The sequence below is a fragment of the Mammaliicoccus stepanovicii genome (assembly GCF_002902525.1).
In the GTDB taxonomy this organism is placed as follows: Bacteria; Bacillota; Bacilli; order Staphylococcales; family Staphylococcaceae; genus Mammaliicoccus; species Mammaliicoccus stepanovicii.
On record NZ_PPQZ01000043.1, the window covers coordinates 1 to 18241 of the forward strand.

Below are 18241 nucleotides of genomic sequence, written 5' to 3' on the forward strand. Positions count from 1 at the left end.
TTTATATAACAAGAGTTCAAATAACAAAATTAAAGAATTGATTTATAATATTAAAGAAGATTTAGGTAAGGAATCTGAAAGATGGATTGAAGAAATAACTAATGAAAACTTCTTTATAAATAATATTATTAAAAAACCAAAATTAGATAAAAAACAATATGAGTACATAATAGAGAATTCTAATAATGAATCTAATTTATCCTTTTTTGTAAAGAATAAGTCACATCTAGAATCTAACGAATATGTCTTGATAAATGAAAATATAGAATATATAAAAAAACATATATTTGACAAAGTATTAGAGTATGTGAGAGTTAACTTCACTAAGAATATTTATAATTCTCTAAAAAACACAATCGAAAACGAATATATTTATACATATAGAAATAAATATATAAATGATTCTTCTCTAACAATTAAAAATAATAATAGCATATTTATTTTTAATTGTTTAGATGGAACGACTAGTAACTATAATATGCTTATTCATGAATTATTTCACGCTGTCTTTTATTTTATGGGTCAAGAGGATATGTACAGACATGAAAAGTTTGTTTTCAAACACCACATGGAGATGCTAACTTTCTTTAAAGAAGATGATATTTTTAAAATTTTATATATTAACTTTATATTCAATCATATTCATATATATATTTGTAATTCATTAAGTTTGGATTATGAGAAATATACTTTAGAAGGTAATATAAACAAATTTTTTGATAAGTGGGGATATGACGATATAGAAGAAATGATAGAAATAGTTTCTTCTAATATAAATCCATTTAGTCCGTTATATAATTACAAATATATTTATGCGATTAATGAAAATATCAATACTTTTATTAATCACGTAGAAAATATTACATTGAACACTGATTTTTCAGTTAAAGTTTAATTATGACTTATTACATTACGAATAACTTCATTCATCACATTTTGATTAATCCCAACATATCTAAGCTTTGCTGGGGTCATTACCAAATAATTAAAAATAACGATCAATGTTCCCTGTTATCATCTAAGGAGGACATTGATCGTTATTGTTTACGATACTGTATGAGGTTGTCGTGTGTGTTTAATCTTGTATATAATAAATCCAATTATGAATCCTATTATAGATGGTAGAACCCATCCCATCCCAATAGTGAAGAATGGCAAACATTTTTCTCCGAAAGTAAGTACAACTTCTGAGAATTTTGTATTTACAATAAAATCGGGACTAGCTTTAATACCATCTAAAAAGGATGCAATCATTGTAAAGTATGTTGTAAACTGATAAACGATTTTTGAATGGTTAAAGGTTGTACTAACCAAAGTTAATAATATAAGTGTAATTGCTAATGGATATAGAAACATTAACACTGGTGTTGAATATTCTATAATTTTAGTTAAACCGACATTTGCAAAAACGCATGAAATGATACTGACTACCGTCGCAAACATTAAATAATTTTGTTTTGGGAATAATTCTGTAAATGTTTCTGAAAATGCAGTGATAAGTCCGATTGCTGTTTTCAAACAAGCAACAATAATAATTAATGATAATAGTATGATTCCATAATCACCTAAGTAATATTTTGCTATTTGAGCTAGTGCAATACCACCATTTTCGCTAACTTTGAAATGACCTAAACTCATCGTACCCATGACTGCTAAGAGACTGTAGATAACACCCATTAAAACAATGCTGATTGTTCCTGATTTTACAGTTTCTTTCGCTATTTCATTTGGGTTTGTAATGCCTAATTTCTTAATCGTAGATACAATAATAATACCGAATGCTAGTGATGCTAAAGCGTCTAGCGTATTATAACCATCAATAAACCCTTTGAGTAATGAACTGTCTTTATATTGAGGATCAATTGTGGCATCTGAAATATTACCAATTGGATTGATAAATGCTAACAGAATAATTAACCCTAATAATATTAAGAAAATAGGATTTAGAAATTTACCAATATAGTCTAAAATTTTGGATGGTTTTCTTGCAAAGAACCAAGCAACTAGAAAGAACAATATACTAAAAACTGATAAGAATAATGTTGCTGATTTGCCGAAAATAAATGGTGAAAAAGCTATTTCAAATGAAGTTGTGGCCAACCTTGGCAGCGCAAAGAAGGGACCAATAACTAAGTATAAGGCAATAGTAAATATGTATGCATATGTCTTGTTAACCCGAGTAGATATTTCAAATAGTCCATTTGTTTTGGATACACCAATTGCAATGATACCTAAGAAGGGTAAGCCAATTGCTGTAATTAAAAAACCTAAATTTGCAGTTAAGACATTTGCTCCTGCTGATTGGCCAAGATGTATAGGGAAAATTAAGTTCCCAGCACCGAAAAATAACCCAAATAACATGGAACCTATATAAATGTTTTCTTTAATCGTTAATCTGTTTTTCATGATTATAGTGCCCCACATTCTGTATTTATAATTTATGTAAAAAAAGCTAAAGACATGTTATCTTTGGCATATCAATTATCTTATATTTTTCCATGTACTAAAGTCAATAGTAGGAGGTAAAAACGGAACTAACATCTTAAATAAAGAACAAAATTACCGTATTGTATAAATGATTATGATAAGAATGGGAGTTCTTTTGTATCTTGTAGCAAGTATGTTATAAATGTGTTTATATAGTATTATTTTAAGGTATTAATAGTAAATCACCATAATGATATATGAAATTTATAAATTCGAGGAGTGAAAGATATGTTTACAATATACGGACATAGAGGAATGCCAAGTAAAGCTCCAGAAAATACATTAGCATCATTTAAAGCTGCTGCTGAAGTAGAAGGAATAAAGTGGTTAGAGCTAGATGTCGCGATTACGAAAGATGAACAATTAGTCATTATTCACGATGATGACTTGGAGCGTACAACAGATATGTCTGGAGAAATAACGACATTTAATTATGATGAAATCAAATCTGCATCAACAGGTGCATGGTATAGCGAGAAATTTAAAGAAGAAAAATTACCTACATTTGATGAAGTAATTGAATTAGCCAATGCATTCGATATGAATATCAATGTAGAACTCAAAGGTGTTTCCGGACCTAACGGGCTCGCGTTATCACATAGCATGGTGAAACAAGTAAGTGAGAAATTACAGAATTTAAATAAAGATCAGCAAGTGGTTATATCAAGCTTTAATGTCATATTAGTGAAATTAGCTTCTGAAATTATGCCTCAATATAGACGTGGACTTATATTCCATGCTTCATCATTTAGAAGAGATTGGCAATCATTATTAGATTATTGTGAAGCAGAAATACTTAACATAGAAGATGCACAATTAACAGAAGAGAAAGTTAAATTAATAAAAGAAGCGGGCTATGAATTAAATGTATGGACGGTTAATAAATCAACACGAGCAAACCAATTAGCCAATTGGGGCGTTGATGGTATATTCACAAATAATGCAGATAAGATGGTACATCTTTCAAAAGCATAGGAAAAGATATTAGTATATATCATATATTTAAATATGTATTAGGTTGTTAAAACTTTTGTGTTTAGAGAGTTTTTAACAACCTTTTTTTGTATTTTGTAAGTGGTGAAAGTTTGTAAATAGTTCGTAACTATCTCTAGAAGACATTGATTCTGATAAGACAATTAATGTTAATGGTATGTTATAGTAATATTATTCCACAATTGGATAAATATAGTATATAATATATTTTGAATATTTGATGCATATAATTATAAGATAAAAATATTAAATTCTTCGTGCATAGAAATGGAGGTTCGTTATGATAAAGGTTAAAAATTTAAAATTTGCTTATAAGGACAAAGAAATAATACGGGATTTAAACTTTGAATTTAAACTTGGTCAACTTTACTGTCTTGTAGGTGAGAATGGAGCAGGGAAGACGACGTTAATAGAACTAATACTAAGGCTGAAAAAAATACAGCAGGGTGAAATTTATTTTGGGAATCAAAAGAACATGACTGAAGAAGTCTTGGAAAATCTAGGTATAGTATTTCAAGAGAACTCTTTAAGACCTAGATTAAAAGTAAAAGAGGAGTTATATGCTTATGTTGATTTATACAAAGTGGATAAAGAATGGACAGAAAAAATAATAGACGCTTTTAATATAACACCACTGCTAAATAAAATAGGAAATTCACTAAGTGGTGGAGAACGTAGAAGAGTGTTAATGGCATTGGCATTTATAAATAAACCTAAATACGTAATATTAGATGAGCCATTTACGGGGATAGATACAAAGCTTAGACACCAATTCAGAACATTTCTTGATTCATACGTAGAAGAGAATCAGGCTTTAATCTTATTTAGTGAACATAATATTTTAGAATGTCAAAAGTATAATTATCATTTTATCTTTATGTATGATGGAAATTTTATTTTGTCAGGTGACCATAAAAAGATAAGTACAAAGCTGAATCAAATGAATTATGAATTTAAAGATTTACAAGATTTATACTTAGAGATTTGGAGAGGAGGTCAATTGAATGAAGACCTTATTAAAAAATGAAGTGATTTCATACATTAGAGAGCCATTTGCTTCCTTCTTTAGTATTGCTTTACCAATAATCTTAGTGTTTATTTATGGAGATGCATTTGGAAAGTATAAATATAATGATATTTTGTCGGGATATGATATGTCTATTTTATTTAATATAGTATTTCTGTTAGGAAATTTGGGCTTAATGGGTTTAGTTATGACAATAATAGAAAAAAGAATATCTATGGCCGCTAAAAGAGATCAAGTATTACCTATTAATAATTTTAATAAATTTATACTCAATGTGTTTTCTTCGATTGTGTTAGCTTTAATTATAACTTTCATTATTGTCCTATTAAACTATTGGCTATATCCAGTAACATTAAAGTTTAATATATTTTATGTTCCTGCATATATAGTGATACTATTTAATTTCTTTGCTATTGGCTATAATATTGCAACTTTACCTGTATCACCGAGAACAGCTCAAACGATAGGTATATTAGTGTTTTTTATTTGTTTATTCTTTTCGGGATTAGTGATACCGTTTGATGATTCTAAACCGTTTCTGAATAAGATATCATTATACTCACCATTTAGAGTGTCTTTAAGTGTCATGACATCAGTGGCAGATATAGAACACTTTTTATCATATAATAAACACTTAATTGCCATGGCCATTTATACAATTGCTAACATAATATTTATTATTTCAAAAGGTAGGGTAAATAATGAAGTTAAATAAATTACATATTTCTCAGAATCACTTACAACTTTAAATCTCAAAGACCTTAACACTTCAATACAGGAGAGTTAAGGTCTTTTTATACTAAAAAATTAAATAAATCCATAAAATTGTCCTTTGATTAAACTTATTGTACACTTAATGTAAGCGTTTACTTAAGAGTAATTATACAAATATAACAGTTATAAGGAGAATATATATGAAAGATAAAGTGATCATGGTAACTGGTGGCAGTAATGGTATGGGTAAAGCAATGGCTAAACGATTTGCTCAGGAAGGTGCAAAGGTTGTTATAACGGGTCGATCAAAGGAAAAATTAGAAGTGGCAAAGGAAGAAATTGAACAATATGATGGGCAAATACTTACTATAGATATGGATGTTCGTGATCCCGAGAGAGTTCAATATACAGTTGATGAGGCTATTAAGACTTTTGGTCAAATAGATGGATTAGTCAATAATGCTGCTGGTAATTTTATTTGCGCTGCTGAAGATTTATCTATAAATGGATGGAATTCTGTTATTGATATTGTGTTAAATGGAACTTGGTATTGTACGCAAGCAGTAGGTAAACAATGGATTAAAAATGGTCAAAAAGGTCGCATCATTAATATGGTTGCGACATATTCTTGGTTAGCTGGTGAAGGTGTTATACATTCTGCCAGTGCTAAAGCAGGAGTTCTTTCTATGACGAGGACATTGGCAGTTGAATGGGGAAGTAAATACGGCATTACTGTTAATGCGATAGCACCAGGTCCTATTGAGAATACGGGAGGTGCTCAAAAGCTAACATTGTCAGAAGAAGCGCGTCAGCGAACAGTGGATAGTGTCCCACTTGGAAGAACTGGTCAACCTGAAGAAATAGCAGGATTAGCACGATTCTTATTCTCTTCAGATGCGGATTATATAAACGGAGAAGTTATTACAATGGATGGTGGTCAATGGCTGAACAAAAAACCATTCTAGCCTTCTTTGAATGTTTATTTATATTGAAAACGTGAATTTATATTAGTGATGAGAAGTTGGTTTATTTGATTTAAAAAACTTTAGAGGTGATAAACATGGATGTTAAGCTTCCAATTGGAGAATTACAAATGCCAGAACCTGTCACGATGGATCATATTCAGCAATGGTTAAATGAGATTGGTAATTACGCTAATAAATTACGAAAAACAGTAGATGGTTTATCTTCAGAAGCTTTAAATAGCAAATATCGAGAAGGTAGTTGGGATGTTAGGCAATTAGTACATCATATTGCTGATTGTCAGTTAAATATGTATCAAAGGCTTAAACTTGCTTTAACAGATGATAGCAAACCTACAGTACCAGCATTTGATCAAGAAAAATGGATTAATACGCCAGATAATAAATTACCGATAGAAGCATCTATAAGAATGATTGAAGGTATCAATGAGCATATCGTTGCTATAGGAAGAGAATTAGATGAAAGTGATTTGAAACGTAAATTCACACATGTAGAGAATGGAGAAGTAACAGTTGCATTCAAACTTGCTAAACTTTCTTGGCATGAAGAACATCATTTGGCACATATTAAATTAGCATTAGCTCAAGAATAGTTGATAATACGATGATATAATTTGAAAAACTCGAACGCATGACTAGGAAATTTCTAGTAACACGTTCGAGTTTTATTTTATTAAAACATAGAACTTATTAAATCGAAAGATGTAAAGAGTACAAAGAATACGACTGCCCATATAATAGAAGCTTTCTTTGTTAATTTACAAGTAGCATAAAGTAGAACGCCGAATACATAAGCACTGAAAATCGTTTGTAAATTAAACGCGGCAAGTACCTTATTTCCTTTATCAAAGATATTTAGGCTTGAAATATCATAATCAGTAAGCGCTATTCCTGCGACATATTGTATGAAATAAATAACAAATGTTAAGATAGACGTTATAAGCATATGACTTAATGTTGCTGAAAATATCATTTTCTGAGTTGCATCAGATTTCATGATTTTTGAAACAATAAGAACGATTAAGAAAGAAAAAGCTATCATGAAAAGTGTAATAAAAGGTACAGCTATTAATGAATACTTCTTAGATGTTTCGTGTAAGTCCATAATTTCTTTAGAAGATAACCCCAAATCTTTGTAAATCACTAAAGGGTCTATTATTAAGTTATACAATGTGGTGGTTAGCATAGCGAGAATAATAACAAGAATTAATTTCAAACCATACTTCGGATTTATTCTTAAACTTTCGAAATGCTGCATAAATGGTAAATTAGATGATTGCATCATGTTGCCTCCTATAAATGTCATATTTATCCAAATTATACCATTAATTGCAATGTATTTTCTATAGTTTATATCTTTTAAAAATATAACTTACCAATTAATATAAGCGAATATTAGTTTTGATTATAATTACATAGTATATATTCTGTAATGTGATGTTAAATTATGGTAAAATTCAAACTAAAGTAATATTTAAATAATAAGATAATTAGGGAGTGTTTAACAATTGAAGAAGTTGACTTGGATCATTGCAGTCATTGTAATCGTTGTATTAATTTCTATCGCCTTTATATTAAGGCAAAGTAATAGTGGAGATAAAGATAAAAACGGTTATGATACATATGAAGTAAAGAAAGAAAATCCGATTAATTTAGAAGGTAAAGCAACACCTAAATCAATTAAAATGTATAACAATAATGATCAAATAGGTTCATACATAAGTACGTCGGTTAATGATGGTCAAACTGTTAAGCAAGGAGAACCACTCATTAACTATGATATTAATAACAACAAGAGAAAACAATTATTAGATAAATTGAATGCTACTGAAGATGCATACGCAAAAGCTGAGGCACAACAAGAATTAAATAAGTATGATCGCACTGTATATGACAGTATATATGCATCATTTGATGGGAAAGTAGACATCAAAAATAAAAATGATGTATCTGCTGGAGAACCAATTCTTCAATTAATATCTAAAGAACTTCAAGTGAAAGCAACAATTTCTGAATTTGATGTAAGTAAAATTAAAGAAGGAAATGATGTTGATTTGAGCATTACAAGTACAGGAGAAACTGCCAAAGGGAAAATCGCTAAAATATCAGAACTTCCTAAAAGCTTTGAAGATGCAGGTAGTAAAGCGAGTGGCGGAGAAGGTGGCGAAGCGCCATCATCAAATGTTATAAACGACCCTAGTAGTGGCAACAGTGATGAATCTTCTAAGTACACAATCGTGATAAATGATATTGATATACCTGTTCGATCTGGTTATTCTATGGAGGTTAAAGTACCAGTAGATACGATTAAAATACCTAAGTCAGTATTAGCAAAAGATAATCATGTATTTGTAGTAGGTAAAGACAATAAAATTGAAAAACGCCACATCAAAATAGACAAAGTAAACGGTGAGATAATCGTAAAAGATGGATTGAAAAAAGGTGAAAAACTCATTAAACATCCTAAAAAAAATATGAACAATGGAGACAAAGTTGAGGTGTCGTCATGATAGAACTTGTAGATATTAATAGACACTTCAAGAATGGTAATGAAGAGAACCATATTTTGAAAGATATTAATATAAAGATTAAAGAAGGCGAATTTATCGCGATTATGGGTCCTTCAGGTTCTGGGAAGAGTACATTAATTAATATATTAGGTTTTATTGATAGAGGCTATAAAGGCGATTATTTGTTTAAAGGCGAAAATTTTAAGAAAAGCTCGGATAATCAACTTTCCGACATTAGAAATAAAACAGTAGGATTTGTATTTCAAAATTTCAAATTGATTCAAAACAATACGATATTAGAAAATGTAAGCATTCCATTAGTGTATGCAGGGCTTAGTTCACAAGAAAGAAAAGAAAAAGTCATTGAAACTTTACATGAAGTTGGTCTTTATGACAAAGAAAACTTAGTACCTAATAAATTATCAGGTGGTCAACAACAACGTGTTGCAATTGCACGAGCCATTATCAATAATCCTAAATTTATAATTGCTGATGAACCAACAGGTGCACTTGATTCAAAAACATCTAAAGATATAATGGATTTATTTATTAAATTAAATAAAGAACATAAAACAACCATGATATTAGTCACACATGACCGTAAAGTTGCAGATAAAGCAGACCGTATCATTCATATATTAGATGGAAGAGTACAGCGAGAAGAGGTGCTCGAATGAAGAATTTAAATAATATTATTGTGATTTCTTTTAAATCTATATTAAAAAATAAACGACGCAATATCTTTACGATGATTGGTATTATTATCGGTATCGCGGCAGTTATAACGATTATGTCATTAGGTAATGGTTTTAAGCAATCAGCAGCTGAACAATTTGAAGATACAGGAGCAGGTAAGAATGCAGCAACTGTTGATTACATTACAGGTACAGGAGAGGCCGTTAAGAAGAATCCATTCACTAAACAAGATATTGATATAGCGAAACAAGTTAAAGGTGTATTGAGTGCAAAGGTCAAAGAATCGGATGATCAAGGATATCAAGCAAAGATGACGAATGCAAAGAAGCAATCTGATATCAGTATATTTAAATCTGAAACATTAACTAATCCTGAAAAAGGAAAAGGCTTTGATGAAGATGATAACGAATTACGTCATAAAGTTGTAACAGTAGATAACAAAATTGCCAAAGAAATTTTCAATAATGATGCTATTGGAAAAACGTTGTTCATAGATGAACAAGGATTTGAGGTTGTCGGTATCGTCAATGATTCCAAGACTCCATCTTCTGTTAATATGCCAACAAAGACGTTTAATCAATATATGGGGAATTTAAGTCAAGGATACCCATCACTACAATTAACATTAAAGGATGGAACAAATAAGAAAGATGTTGCCAATAAAGTTGCAGACAAGTTGAATAAACAAGGGACTGGAGCTGGAGAAGGTAAGTATAGTTATACTGATATGGAATCTATTATGAAGAATATTACAAATATATTTGACGGTATTACTTACTTTGTTGCTGCAGTAGCAGGTATATCGTTGTTTATTGCTGGAATTGGCGTTATGAATGTCATGTTTATATCTGTTACGGAACGTACGGAAGAGATTGCGATTAGACGTGCGTTTGGCGCAAAAGCTAGAGATATAGAAGTACAATTTTTAATAGAAAGTGTTGTCTTATGTGTTATAGGCGGAATTATAGGTTTAATATTTGGTATATTGATTGCAACAATTGTAGATGCCTTAACACCTGATTATATTAGAAGTGTCGTCAGTGTGACGTCCTTAATCATAGCAGTAGGCGTTTCAACATTGATTGGTATCGTATTCGGTTGGATACCAGCAAGAGCTGCAGCGAAGAAAGAACTTATAGATATTATAAAGTAGCAATTTAAATAATAATACTCAGTAACAAACGCCCTTTTACGACATGAGTTGTGAGAGGGTGTTTTTTTGAGTGGAAAAGAAATTGTTTACATATTATTTCTTTTAAACCATATATTGTAAGTTGTTATAAATTGTTATATTCTTATATTAAGTATTTACAATATTTAGCAAAAGGGGAAGAGAAATGTATTTCTTAACATTAACAGAAGAAGAATTTGACGGCTTTATAAAGCGGAATTTTTCACATTACACACAAAGTAAGAATCATTATGCATACAGAAATAAATTCAAGAAAGACGTACATATTGTCGGGGTTAAAAACGAACAAAATGAAGTAATAGCTGCAACACTGTTAACAGAAGCAAGGTCAATGAAGTTTTTTAAATATTTTTACACACATCGTGGACCCGTTTTAGACTTTAATAACGAAGAATTAGTTAGCTTTTTCTTTAAAAATTTAACGAAATATTTAAAGAAACAAAGGTGCCTGTATGTGCTTGTCGATCCATATATCGTTATCAATAAGTATGAGGCAGATGGAAATAAGATTAATGAATATGAACACCAAAAATTAATCGAAATGTTAGAAGAACAAGGTTATAAACATCAAGGATATTCAGTAGGTTATCAACCAATGAGTCAAATAAGATGGTTGTCAGTATTAGATTTAAAGGACAAATCAGAACAAACATTATTAAAAGAATTGAACTACCAAACAAGACGAAATATTAAGAAGACTGATGAAATGGGTGTACAAGTTAATACGCTTAAGATTGAAGAAACAGATAGATTTTTTAATTTGTTTAAAATGGCAGAAGAAAAACATGGATTCTCATTTAGAGGGATAGATTATTTTAAAGAAATGCAAGCTATATACCATGATAATTCTGTATTGAAGGTAGCCACGATTAATTTAACAAACTACTTAAATCAATTAAAGAATCAACAAACATCACTATCAGACGAAATGTCTTGCATAGAGAAAAATCTACAAGAGAATCCTAATTCTAAAAAACAAAAAACGTTAATGCAAAATGTAAAACAAAGATATGATAGTACAGCTAAAAGAATAGATAAAGTTAAAAATCTTATCAGTACAGACGGTGAAGTCATTGATTTGGCAGCTGCTCTATATATTTATAATGATTATGAAATGTATTATTTATCTAGCGGTTCAAATCCGAAATATAATGAATTTATGGGTGCATATAAACTTCAATGGGAAATGATTAAATTCAGTAAAGAAAGAGGCATTGATAGATACAATTTCTATGGTGTTACGGGAGACTTTAACGACACAGCAGAAGATTATGGAGTCCAACAGTTTAAGAAAGGATTCAATGCAGAAGTAGAAGAGTATATAGGTGATTTTATTAAACCAATAAAGAAAAACTGGTTTGCAGTAAATAACATATTACAAAAAATAAAAGAAAGATAAAGCATTTATAAAAGAAGTATCCTGAGACATATTGTCACAGGGTATTTTTTTATGTTCTAAGGCGCAAGACTATATCCACAAGCGCCTTAGATTGTTTATTCTCTATTTATCACTAGGGGAATCCCTTAATCTTATAAGGGATAATACTGAATTACCTCCATATTTGTGAAATGAATCACAAATAAATATATAATATATATTGAAAGGGATGATGTGATGTTTAAGGTGATTTTTGTCGTACATGGCATGAGAACAGGTGAGATTAATAAAGAATTAAAATCATTTATTTCTCGTACATTTGATTGGATTAGTGAAGAATATGTCGTTGCTTTCTTAGAAAGTAATACAGAAAATTTGGAACAAACGATGTCGTCGCTTATAGCTAAAGGATATAAATATTTTTATGTTATTCCAATAATATTATTTGAGGCACGTCATTATTTGGAAGATATTCATGGGGTGATTGAAACTTATAAAAATCGTCACAATGAAATCGAAATTTACATTTCTAAACCAATTGGAACACATCATGAGATGATTCAACAGTTAAAATTTAAAATCGATAAATACAAAGAGGAAGATATGGCAATTGTGTTATTAGCACACGGCAGTTCGACTTATAAGTATCCCGATATTGCACTTAAAAACATATGTAATCAAATTCAAGAACACGTATATCCACTCACGATTTATGGAGATTTAACTTATAAAACCCATCTACAAAAATTAACAAAATGTCACGATAAGTTATTAATTGTTCCATATTTTATGTTTGATGGATTTTTAGTAAATAAAACGAAACAAAACATCAAGATGATGAATTTAAATACTGAAATAATATACACGCCGGCAATTAATTTTGATATAGGGATGGAAAGAGCTGTAATAGATAATTTGAACAGTTTGAAGGTATTAACCAATGTATAACATACAGTTAAATATTGATGGTTGCCATGTCGTGATTATTGGAGGCGGTAAAATTGCTTACCGGAAATATATGTCTCTTAAAAATGAGAACGTCACGATTGAAGTGATAAGCCCTCAATTTGGTGAAGCCTTTAAAGTTGAACGTGATAAACGGCTTAAATTAATAAAGAAGTGTTACGAATATGGAGATATTGAAGGTGCTGATATAGTATTTATCACAACAAATAGTCGTGAAGTAAACGATTTAGTTAGACAACATACGTCATCATCACAGTTAGTCAATCATACCGGAGATAAATCTCAATCTGATTTTTATAATATGAAGACATTTAAATATAAGGAATGCGATATCAGCATTAGTTCTGCTGGTAAAGATATTGGGCAAACGAAGGCGATTTATAGAAAGTTACAAACATTTTTAGAGGAGGAACATTAATGAGTAAAGAGCGATTAGTCATGGTTGGAAACGGCATGGCAGGTATAAGAACAATTGAAGAAATTATATCAAGAGACCCAAATAAATTCGAAATAACAATAATAGGTAAAGAACCATATCCGAATTACAATAGAATCATGTTATCAAATATATTACAGAAAAAAATGACCATAGAAGAAACGATTATGAATCCTTATGATTGGTATAAAGATAATGGGATTCATTTAATAACGGGTGATCAAGTCGTTAAGATTAATAAAGAAGAAAAGTTTGTTGAAACAAAAGAGGGCAAAGTCGTTTCTTATGATAAATGTATTATCGCAACAGGTTCTAATTCATTTATTCTTCCTATAAATGGTTCTCGTTTAGAAGGTGTTATTGGTTGGAGAACGATTGAAGATACAAAGAAAATGATTGAGATGGCTAAAACGAAAAAGAAAGCCGTCGTTATTGGTGGAGGTTTACTTGGATTAGAGTGTGCAAGAGGTTTGTTGGACCAAGGCATGGAAGTAACAGTTGTACATTTAGCAGAATGGCTCATGGAAATGCAACTAGATAGAAAAGCAGGTCAATTACTTAAAGATGATTTAATAGCGCAAGGTATGAAATTTGAATTACAAGCAAATACACAAGAAATTATAGGTGAAGAAAAGGTAGAAGGTATTCAATTGTCTGACGGACGTATTTTAGAAACAGATATGGTAGTAATGGCAGTTGGTATTCGACCTATCACGAAAGAAGCGCGTGCTGCAGGTTTAGAAATTGGTAGAGGTATTATAGTTGATGACTATATGAGAACGAGCGATGAACATATATTTGCAGTTGGGGAATGTTGTGAACATAATTCTAAAGTATACGGACTAGTTGCGCCTTTATACGAACAAGGTAAAGTACTTGCTGACTATTTAACAGGTCAAGAAACTGAAGGATATAAAGGTTCAACAACATTTACTTCATTAAAAGTTTCCGGTTGTGATTTGTTTAGTGCCGGTAAGATTCATACAAGCGAAAATATTAAAGGCATTGAAACATTCAATAGCGTAGATAATATTTATAAAAAAATATTTGTAGAAAATAACCGTATAGTTGGTGCGGTATTATATGGTGATACGGCTGAAGGTAATCGTTATTATAATATGATGAAAAAACAAGAAACGATTGAAGAATATACACTCGTATCTTTACTTCATAAAGCTGGGGAAGTAGATGCATTAGATGTAAGTGCTATGGATGATAATGAGACGATTTGCGGTTGTAACGGTATTTCTAAAGGTACGATTGTGCAAGCAATTAAAGATGAAGGACTCACTTCTGTACAAGAAGTAACAAAGATGACGAAAGCGGGAAATTCATGTGGTAAATGTAAAGGTCAAATCTTAGAATTATTGCAACATACACTTGGAGATGACTTTGAGAACAGTAAGCCTGAAGGTATTTGTGCATGTACGTCATTATCACGTGATCAAATTGTTACTCAAATTAGAGCTAAAGGATTAAAGACATCTAAAGAAGTAAGACATGTCTTAGATTTTGATGATAAAAATGGCTGTCCGAAATGTCGACCAGCAATTAATTACTATTTAAATATGGTTTACCCTAAAGACCATCAAGATGAAAAAGAATCTAGATTTGCAAATGAGAGATATCATGCAAATATTCAAAAAGACGGTACATTCTCTGTTATTCCACAAATGCAAGGTGGCGTTACAGACGCAGACCAATTGATTAAACTTGGAGAAGTAGCTAAAAAATACAATGTGCCACTTGTTAAAATTACGGGTGCACAACGTATAGGTTTATATGGATTGAAGAAAGAAGAATTACCAGAAGTTTGGGAAGATTTAGGAATGCGTTCAGCATCAGCATACGGTAAGAAGACGAGAAGTGTGAAAAGCTGTGTTGGAAAAGAATTTTGTCGTTTCGGTACACAATATACGACAAAACTAGGTATTAGACTTGAAAAGACATTTGAATATATTGATACACCACACAAATTTAAAATGGGAGTCTCAGGTTGTCCGAGAAGTTGCGTTGAATCAGGAGTTAAAGATTTTGGTGTAATAGGTGTGGAGAATGGATTCCAAATTTATATTGGTGGAAATGGTGGTACTGAAGTTGAAGCGGCAACACATTTAACGACTGTACAAACAGAAGACGAAGTAGTTAAACTATGCGGTGCATTCATGCAATATTACAGAGAAACAGGTATATATGCTGAAAGAACAGCACCATGGTTAAAACGAATGGGCTTTGAACAAGTTAAGGATGTACTCTTAGATCAAGAACAACAAGATACTTTATATAATCGTATTATGGAAGCTAAAGAAGCAGTGAGCAAAGAACCATGGCAACAAATTACAAATGATAAACAAGCAAGAAAAATATTCAATGTAGAGAGGGTGTAATTGTATGAAATCTGCAGAAAAAATCAAAATCGCAAATTTAGATGAGTTAGTACCATTAATAGGCAAAAAAGTCATAGTCAATGATACAGAAGTCGGTGTATTTTTGCTTGAATCAGGAAAAGTAAAAGCAATTCACAATCTCTGCCCGCATAAGCAAGGCCCACTTTCTGAAGGAACAGTTAGTGGAGAATATGTGTATTGCCCGCTACACGATAGAAAAATAGATTTAAATACTGGTGAAGTACAAGCACCAGATACAGGGTGTGTAAAAGCGTACGAAACAGAAGTGGTGAATGGAGAAGTCTACTTATGCCTGTAATGAACAAAGTATATTTAGTAGGTGTCGGTCCAGGTGATCCACGACTCATAACAAGAAGGGCAGAACAATTAATAAAAACTGCAGATGTCATATTATATGACCGTCTTGTAAACCCATTTATCATCCAATTATCACATCCTAATGCGGATTTAATTAATGTTGGTAAAACACCTTATCATAAACAAATTAAACAAGATGAAATCAACAAACTTATTGTTCAATATGGAAAAACAAACAAAGTGATTGTAAGATTAAAAGGCGGCGACCCAGCCATATTTGGAAGAGTAGATGAAGAAATAGAAGTGCTAGAAAACCATGATATTTCATATGAAATTGTACCAGGTATTACAACTGCTAGTGCAGCAGCTTCATACCAAAGTCATGGGTTAACAAGAAGAGGAACAGCCAATCAAATAACTTTTGTAACAGGTCACTTTCAGAAAGATAAAGAAGAACCTTTAAAGATACAATCATTACTAGACGGTGGGACAATAGCTGTTTATATGGGCTTGAAGCGATTACCTCATTTAATATCGGAAATCAAATCTCAAACAGATCAAACATATGAAATAGCTGTTATATCAAACGTATCATTAGCTTCACAACAAACATACAAAGGGAATATTCTTACTATTGAAAGTATGATAAGGGAGATTGATAAACAATCACCAGCATTAATATTAATCGGAGAAATTGTAAATTCAGATAGGGCATCTTGGTTTGAAAAACTACCTAGATTTGGCGAGAAAATCTTAGTTAAAGGTCATTATCAAGAAGCATTAGAAAAAGCATGGTCGCTTTATGATCAAGGAATATGGAGTTTTATAAGTACGGAATACGAGGAACAGAGCAACTCACGACTACAATTCGAACAAAGTATAATAGAACATACTATTTTTGATGAAGTGGTAGAGGTATAAATCCTATAAATTAAAAAAGTCCTACAAAGTAACATGATGAGTGTATACTTTGTAGGATTATTATTTATTTAACGAGTTCTTTAAAGTTCTCTAAACGATTGTTTCTTTCTTCTTCACTTATATGATGTGCTTTAACATAACGATTATGTTCATGTGTCGCACATTCGTGACTACAAGAACCTAAATATGTTGCTTCGTTTTCTTCATGTACTAAAAATTGTCTGTTACATTCTGGGTTGGCACAATTAATGTATCTTTCACATGGTGTGCCATCAAACCATTCTTTACCAACAATTGTTTTTTCAACTTGGTTAACTTCAACACTAATACGTTCATCAAAGACGTACATTTTGCCGTCCCAGTATTCACCTTTCGTTTCAGGGTCTTTACCGTAAGTAGCAATACCACCTTCAAGTTGACTTACATCTTCAAATCCTTCTTTGAGTAGAAAACCAGAGAATTTTTCACAACGGATACCGCCAGTACAATATGTTACGATTTTTTTATCCATAAATTGCTCTTTGTTTTCTTTGATCCAGTCAGGTAAGTCTCTAAATCTAGTGATATTAGGGCGAATTGCACCACGGAAGTGACCTAAATCATATTCATAATCATTTCTAGCATCAATAACGACTGTATCTTCTGCTAATAAGGCTTCTTTAAATTCTTTAGGTGATAAATATTCACCTGTTAATGTTCTAGGATCAACGTCATCTTCTAAGTCTAATGCTACAATTTCAGTTCTAGGACGAACATGCATTTTCTTGAATGTATGACCATCCGCTTCATCTATTTTGAATGTGATGCCTTGGAATCGTTCGTCAGCCTGCATTTGAGCCATGTATGCATCTGTCGCTACTTTTGTTCCAGATAATGTTCCGTTTATTCCTTCATTTGCAACTAAAATTCTCCCTTTAAGTTCCAAGTCTTTACAAAATGCTAAATGTTCAGTTGAAAAAGTTTCGGGGTCTTCGATTGTTGTATATTTGTAAAATAGCAATACTCTATAATCCATTTATTATTCTCCTTTAATATTTTTAAATAAATCTATGATAAGTGTCACATTAACTTTAATTAAGATTGAAGCACAATATATTTAAAAACACAATTTTATCCTCATTATATTGTATCAAAAAAGTTGTATTTTTCAATTGTTTAATTTTTAAATACGTATGGAAATCGTTTTTATTTATAAGTTTAATCTAGTTTCTAGTATAATCAGTATATGATGAA

At 31.0% G+C, this 18241-nt stretch carries 18 protein-coding genes; 15 read left to right on the forward strand and 3 right to left on the reverse strand.

Going from position 1 to position 18241, the window contains the following annotated elements; all coding sequences use genetic code 11:
* A partial coding sequence (locus tag CD111_RS07165) for a hypothetical protein (protein ID WP_206124225.1) occupies nucleotides 1-895 on the forward strand: 895 nt, incomplete at its 5' end.
* A 149-nt stretch (nucleotides 896-1044) separates the two neighbouring features.
* On the opposite strand, the gene brnQ is transcribed toward CD111_RS07165, so the two are convergent.
* Complete coding sequence (gene brnQ, locus CD111_RS07170; protein WP_095090045.1) at nucleotides 1045-2409, reverse strand: branched-chain amino acid transport system II carrier protein; 1365 nt, start codon at nucleotides 2407-2409, stop codon at nucleotides 1045-1047.
* A 306-nt stretch (nucleotides 2410-2715) separates the two neighbouring features.
* On the opposite strand from brnQ, the gene CD111_RS07175 reads away from it, so the two are divergent.
* From CD111_RS07175 to CD111_RS07195, 5 genes are all read left to right on the forward strand, one after another.
* Nucleotides 2716-3462, forward strand: a complete 747-nt coding sequence (locus CD111_RS07175) for a glycerophosphoryl diester phosphodiesterase (protein WP_095085441.1) — start codon at nucleotides 2716-2718, stop codon at nucleotides 3460-3462.
* A 298-nt stretch (nucleotides 3463-3760) separates the two neighbouring features.
* Complete coding sequence (locus tag CD111_RS07180; protein WP_095085443.1) at nucleotides 3761-4507, forward strand: ATP-binding cassette domain-containing protein; 747 nt, start codon at nucleotides 3761-3763, stop codon at nucleotides 4505-4507.
* Nucleotides 4485-5222 carry an ABC transporter permease gene (locus CD111_RS07185; protein WP_095085444.1) on the forward strand — a complete coding sequence of 246 codons (738 nt, stop codon included), beginning with the start codon at nucleotides 4485-4487 and terminating at the stop codon, nucleotides 5220-5222. The genes CD111_RS07180 and CD111_RS07185 overlap by 23 nt, the downstream gene beginning before the upstream one ends.
* Nucleotides 5223-5421: 199 nt before the next feature.
* Nucleotides 5422-6186, forward strand: a complete 765-nt coding sequence (fadH, locus tag CD111_RS07190; RefSeq protein WP_095085447.1) for a 2,4-dienoyl-CoA reductase — start codon at nucleotides 5422-5424, stop codon at nucleotides 6184-6186.
* A gap of 95 nt (nucleotides 6187-6281) precedes the next feature.
* The gene (locus tag CD111_RS07195; protein ID WP_095085451.1) at nucleotides 6282-6797 is read left to right on the forward strand and encodes a YfiT family bacillithiol transferase; all 516 of its coding nucleotides are present in this window, start codon (nucleotides 6282-6284) and stop codon (nucleotides 6795-6797) included.
* Nucleotides 6798-6877: 80 nt separating this feature from the next.
* Here CD111_RS07195 and CD111_RS07200 read toward each other — a convergent pair whose 3' ends face one another.
* Nucleotides 6878-7486: a hypothetical protein gene (locus CD111_RS07200; RefSeq protein ID WP_095085452.1), complete on the reverse strand. Its 609-nt coding sequence runs from the start codon at nucleotides 7484-7486 to the stop codon at nucleotides 6878-6880.
* A 226-nt stretch (nucleotides 7487-7712) separates the two neighbouring features.
* On the opposite strand from CD111_RS07200, the gene CD111_RS07205 reads away from it, so the two are divergent.
* The 9 genes from CD111_RS07205 to cobA all read left to right on the forward strand — a co-directional run bounded on the left by CD111_RS07205 (nucleotide 7713) and on the right by cobA (nucleotide 17008).
* Nucleotides 7713-8714, forward strand: a complete 1002-nt coding sequence (locus CD111_RS07205; protein ID WP_095085454.1) for an efflux RND transporter periplasmic adaptor subunit — start codon at nucleotides 7713-7715, stop codon at nucleotides 8712-8714.
* Entirely contained in the window at nucleotides 8711-9391 is a 681-nt protein-coding gene (locus CD111_RS07210; RefSeq protein WP_095085456.1) for an ABC transporter ATP-binding protein, read from the forward strand. The genes CD111_RS07205 and CD111_RS07210 overlap by 4 nt, the downstream gene beginning before the upstream one ends.
* Complete coding sequence (locus CD111_RS07215) at nucleotides 9388-10563, forward strand: ABC transporter permease (RefSeq protein ID WP_095085457.1); 1176 nt, start codon at nucleotides 9388-9390, stop codon at nucleotides 10561-10563. Before CD111_RS07210 ends, CD111_RS07215 begins: the two co-directional genes overlap by 4 nt.
* Before the next feature lie 184 nt (nucleotides 10564-10747).
* Entirely contained in the window at nucleotides 10748-12001 is a 1254-nt protein-coding gene (locus CD111_RS07220; protein ID WP_095085459.1) for an aminoacyltransferase, read from the forward strand.
* A gap of 216 nt (nucleotides 12002-12217) precedes the next feature.
* Nucleotides 12218-12928, forward strand: coding sequence for a sirohydrochlorin chelatase (locus CD111_RS07225; protein ID WP_095085460.1), 711 nt, complete (start codon nucleotides 12218-12220; stop codon nucleotides 12926-12928).
* Nucleotides 12921-13364, forward strand: a complete 444-nt coding sequence (locus tag CD111_RS07230) for a precorrin-2 dehydrogenase/sirohydrochlorin ferrochelatase family protein (RefSeq protein ID WP_095085462.1) — start codon at nucleotides 12921-12923, stop codon at nucleotides 13362-13364. Before CD111_RS07225 ends, CD111_RS07230 begins: the two co-directional genes overlap by 8 nt.
* Entirely contained in the window at nucleotides 13364-15769 is a 2406-nt protein-coding gene (gene nirB, locus CD111_RS07235; protein WP_095085463.1) for a nitrite reductase large subunit NirB, read from the forward strand. Before CD111_RS07230 ends, nirB begins: the two co-directional genes overlap by 1 nt.
* A gap of 4 nt (nucleotides 15770-15773) precedes the next feature.
* The gene (nirD, locus tag CD111_RS07240) at nucleotides 15774-16088 is read left to right on the forward strand and encodes a nitrite reductase small subunit NirD (RefSeq protein ID WP_095085465.1); all 315 of its coding nucleotides are present in this window, start codon (nucleotides 15774-15776) and stop codon (nucleotides 16086-16088) included.
* Entirely contained in the window at nucleotides 16079-17008 is a 930-nt protein-coding gene (cobA, locus tag CD111_RS07245; RefSeq protein WP_095085468.1) for a uroporphyrinogen-III C-methyltransferase, read from the forward strand. The genes nirD and cobA overlap by 10 nt, the downstream gene beginning before the upstream one ends.
* Before the next feature lie 64 nt (nucleotides 17009-17072).
* On the opposite strand, the gene trhO is transcribed toward cobA, so the two are convergent.
* Nucleotides 17073-18023 carry an oxygen-dependent tRNA uridine(34) hydroxylase TrhO gene (gene trhO / locus CD111_RS07250; protein ID WP_095085470.1) on the reverse strand — a complete coding sequence of 317 codons (951 nt, stop codon included), beginning with the start codon at nucleotides 18021-18023 and terminating at the stop codon, nucleotides 17073-17075.
* Nucleotides 18024-18241: the final 218 nt, after the last annotated feature.

Coding starts and splice junctions, on each gene's coding strand:
- CD111_RS07175 (WP_095085441.1), top strand. CDS start 2,716: ATGTTTACAATATACGGACATAGAGGAATGCCAAGTAAAGCTCCAGAA.
- CD111_RS07180 (WP_095085443.1), top strand. CDS start 3,761: ATGATAAAGGTTAAAAATTTAAAATTTGCTTATAAGGACAAAGAAATA.
- CD111_RS07185 (WP_095085444.1), top strand. CDS start 4,485: ATGAAGACCTTATTAAAAAATGAAGTGATTTCATACATTAGAGAGCCA.
- fadH (WP_095085447.1), top strand. CDS start 5,422: ATGAAAGATAAAGTGATCATGGTAACTGGTGGCAGTAATGGTATGGGT.
- CD111_RS07195 (WP_095085451.1), top strand. CDS start 6,282: ATGGATGTTAAGCTTCCAATTGGAGAATTACAAATGCCAGAACCTGTC.
- CD111_RS07200 (WP_095085452.1), bottom strand. CDS start 7,486: ATGCAATCATCTAATTTACCATTTATGCAGCATTTCGAAAGTTTAAGA.
- CD111_RS07210 (WP_095085456.1), top strand. CDS start 8,711: ATGATAGAACTTGTAGATATTAATAGACACTTCAAGAATGGTAATGAA.
- CD111_RS07215 (WP_095085457.1), top strand. CDS start 9,388: ATGAAGAATTTAAATAATATTATTGTGATTTCTTTTAAATCTATATTA.
- CD111_RS07220 (WP_095085459.1), top strand. CDS start 10,748: ATGTATTTCTTAACATTAACAGAAGAAGAATTTGACGGCTTTATAAAG.
- CD111_RS07225 (WP_095085460.1), top strand. CDS start 12,218: ATGTTTAAGGTGATTTTTGTCGTACATGGCATGAGAACAGGTGAGATT.
- CD111_RS07230 (WP_095085462.1), top strand. CDS start 12,921: ATGTATAACATACAGTTAAATATTGATGGTTGCCATGTCGTGATTATT.
- nirB (WP_095085463.1), top strand. CDS start 13,364: ATGAGTAAAGAGCGATTAGTCATGGTTGGAAACGGCATGGCAGGTATA.
- nirD (WP_095085465.1), top strand. CDS start 15,774: ATGAAATCTGCAGAAAAAATCAAAATCGCAAATTTAGATGAGTTAGTA.
- cobA (WP_095085468.1), top strand. CDS start 16,079: ATGCCTGTAATGAACAAAGTATATTTAGTAGGTGTCGGTCCAGGTGAT.
- trhO (WP_095085470.1), bottom strand. CDS start 18,023: ATGGATTATAGAGTATTGCTATTTTACAAATATACAACAATCGAAGAC.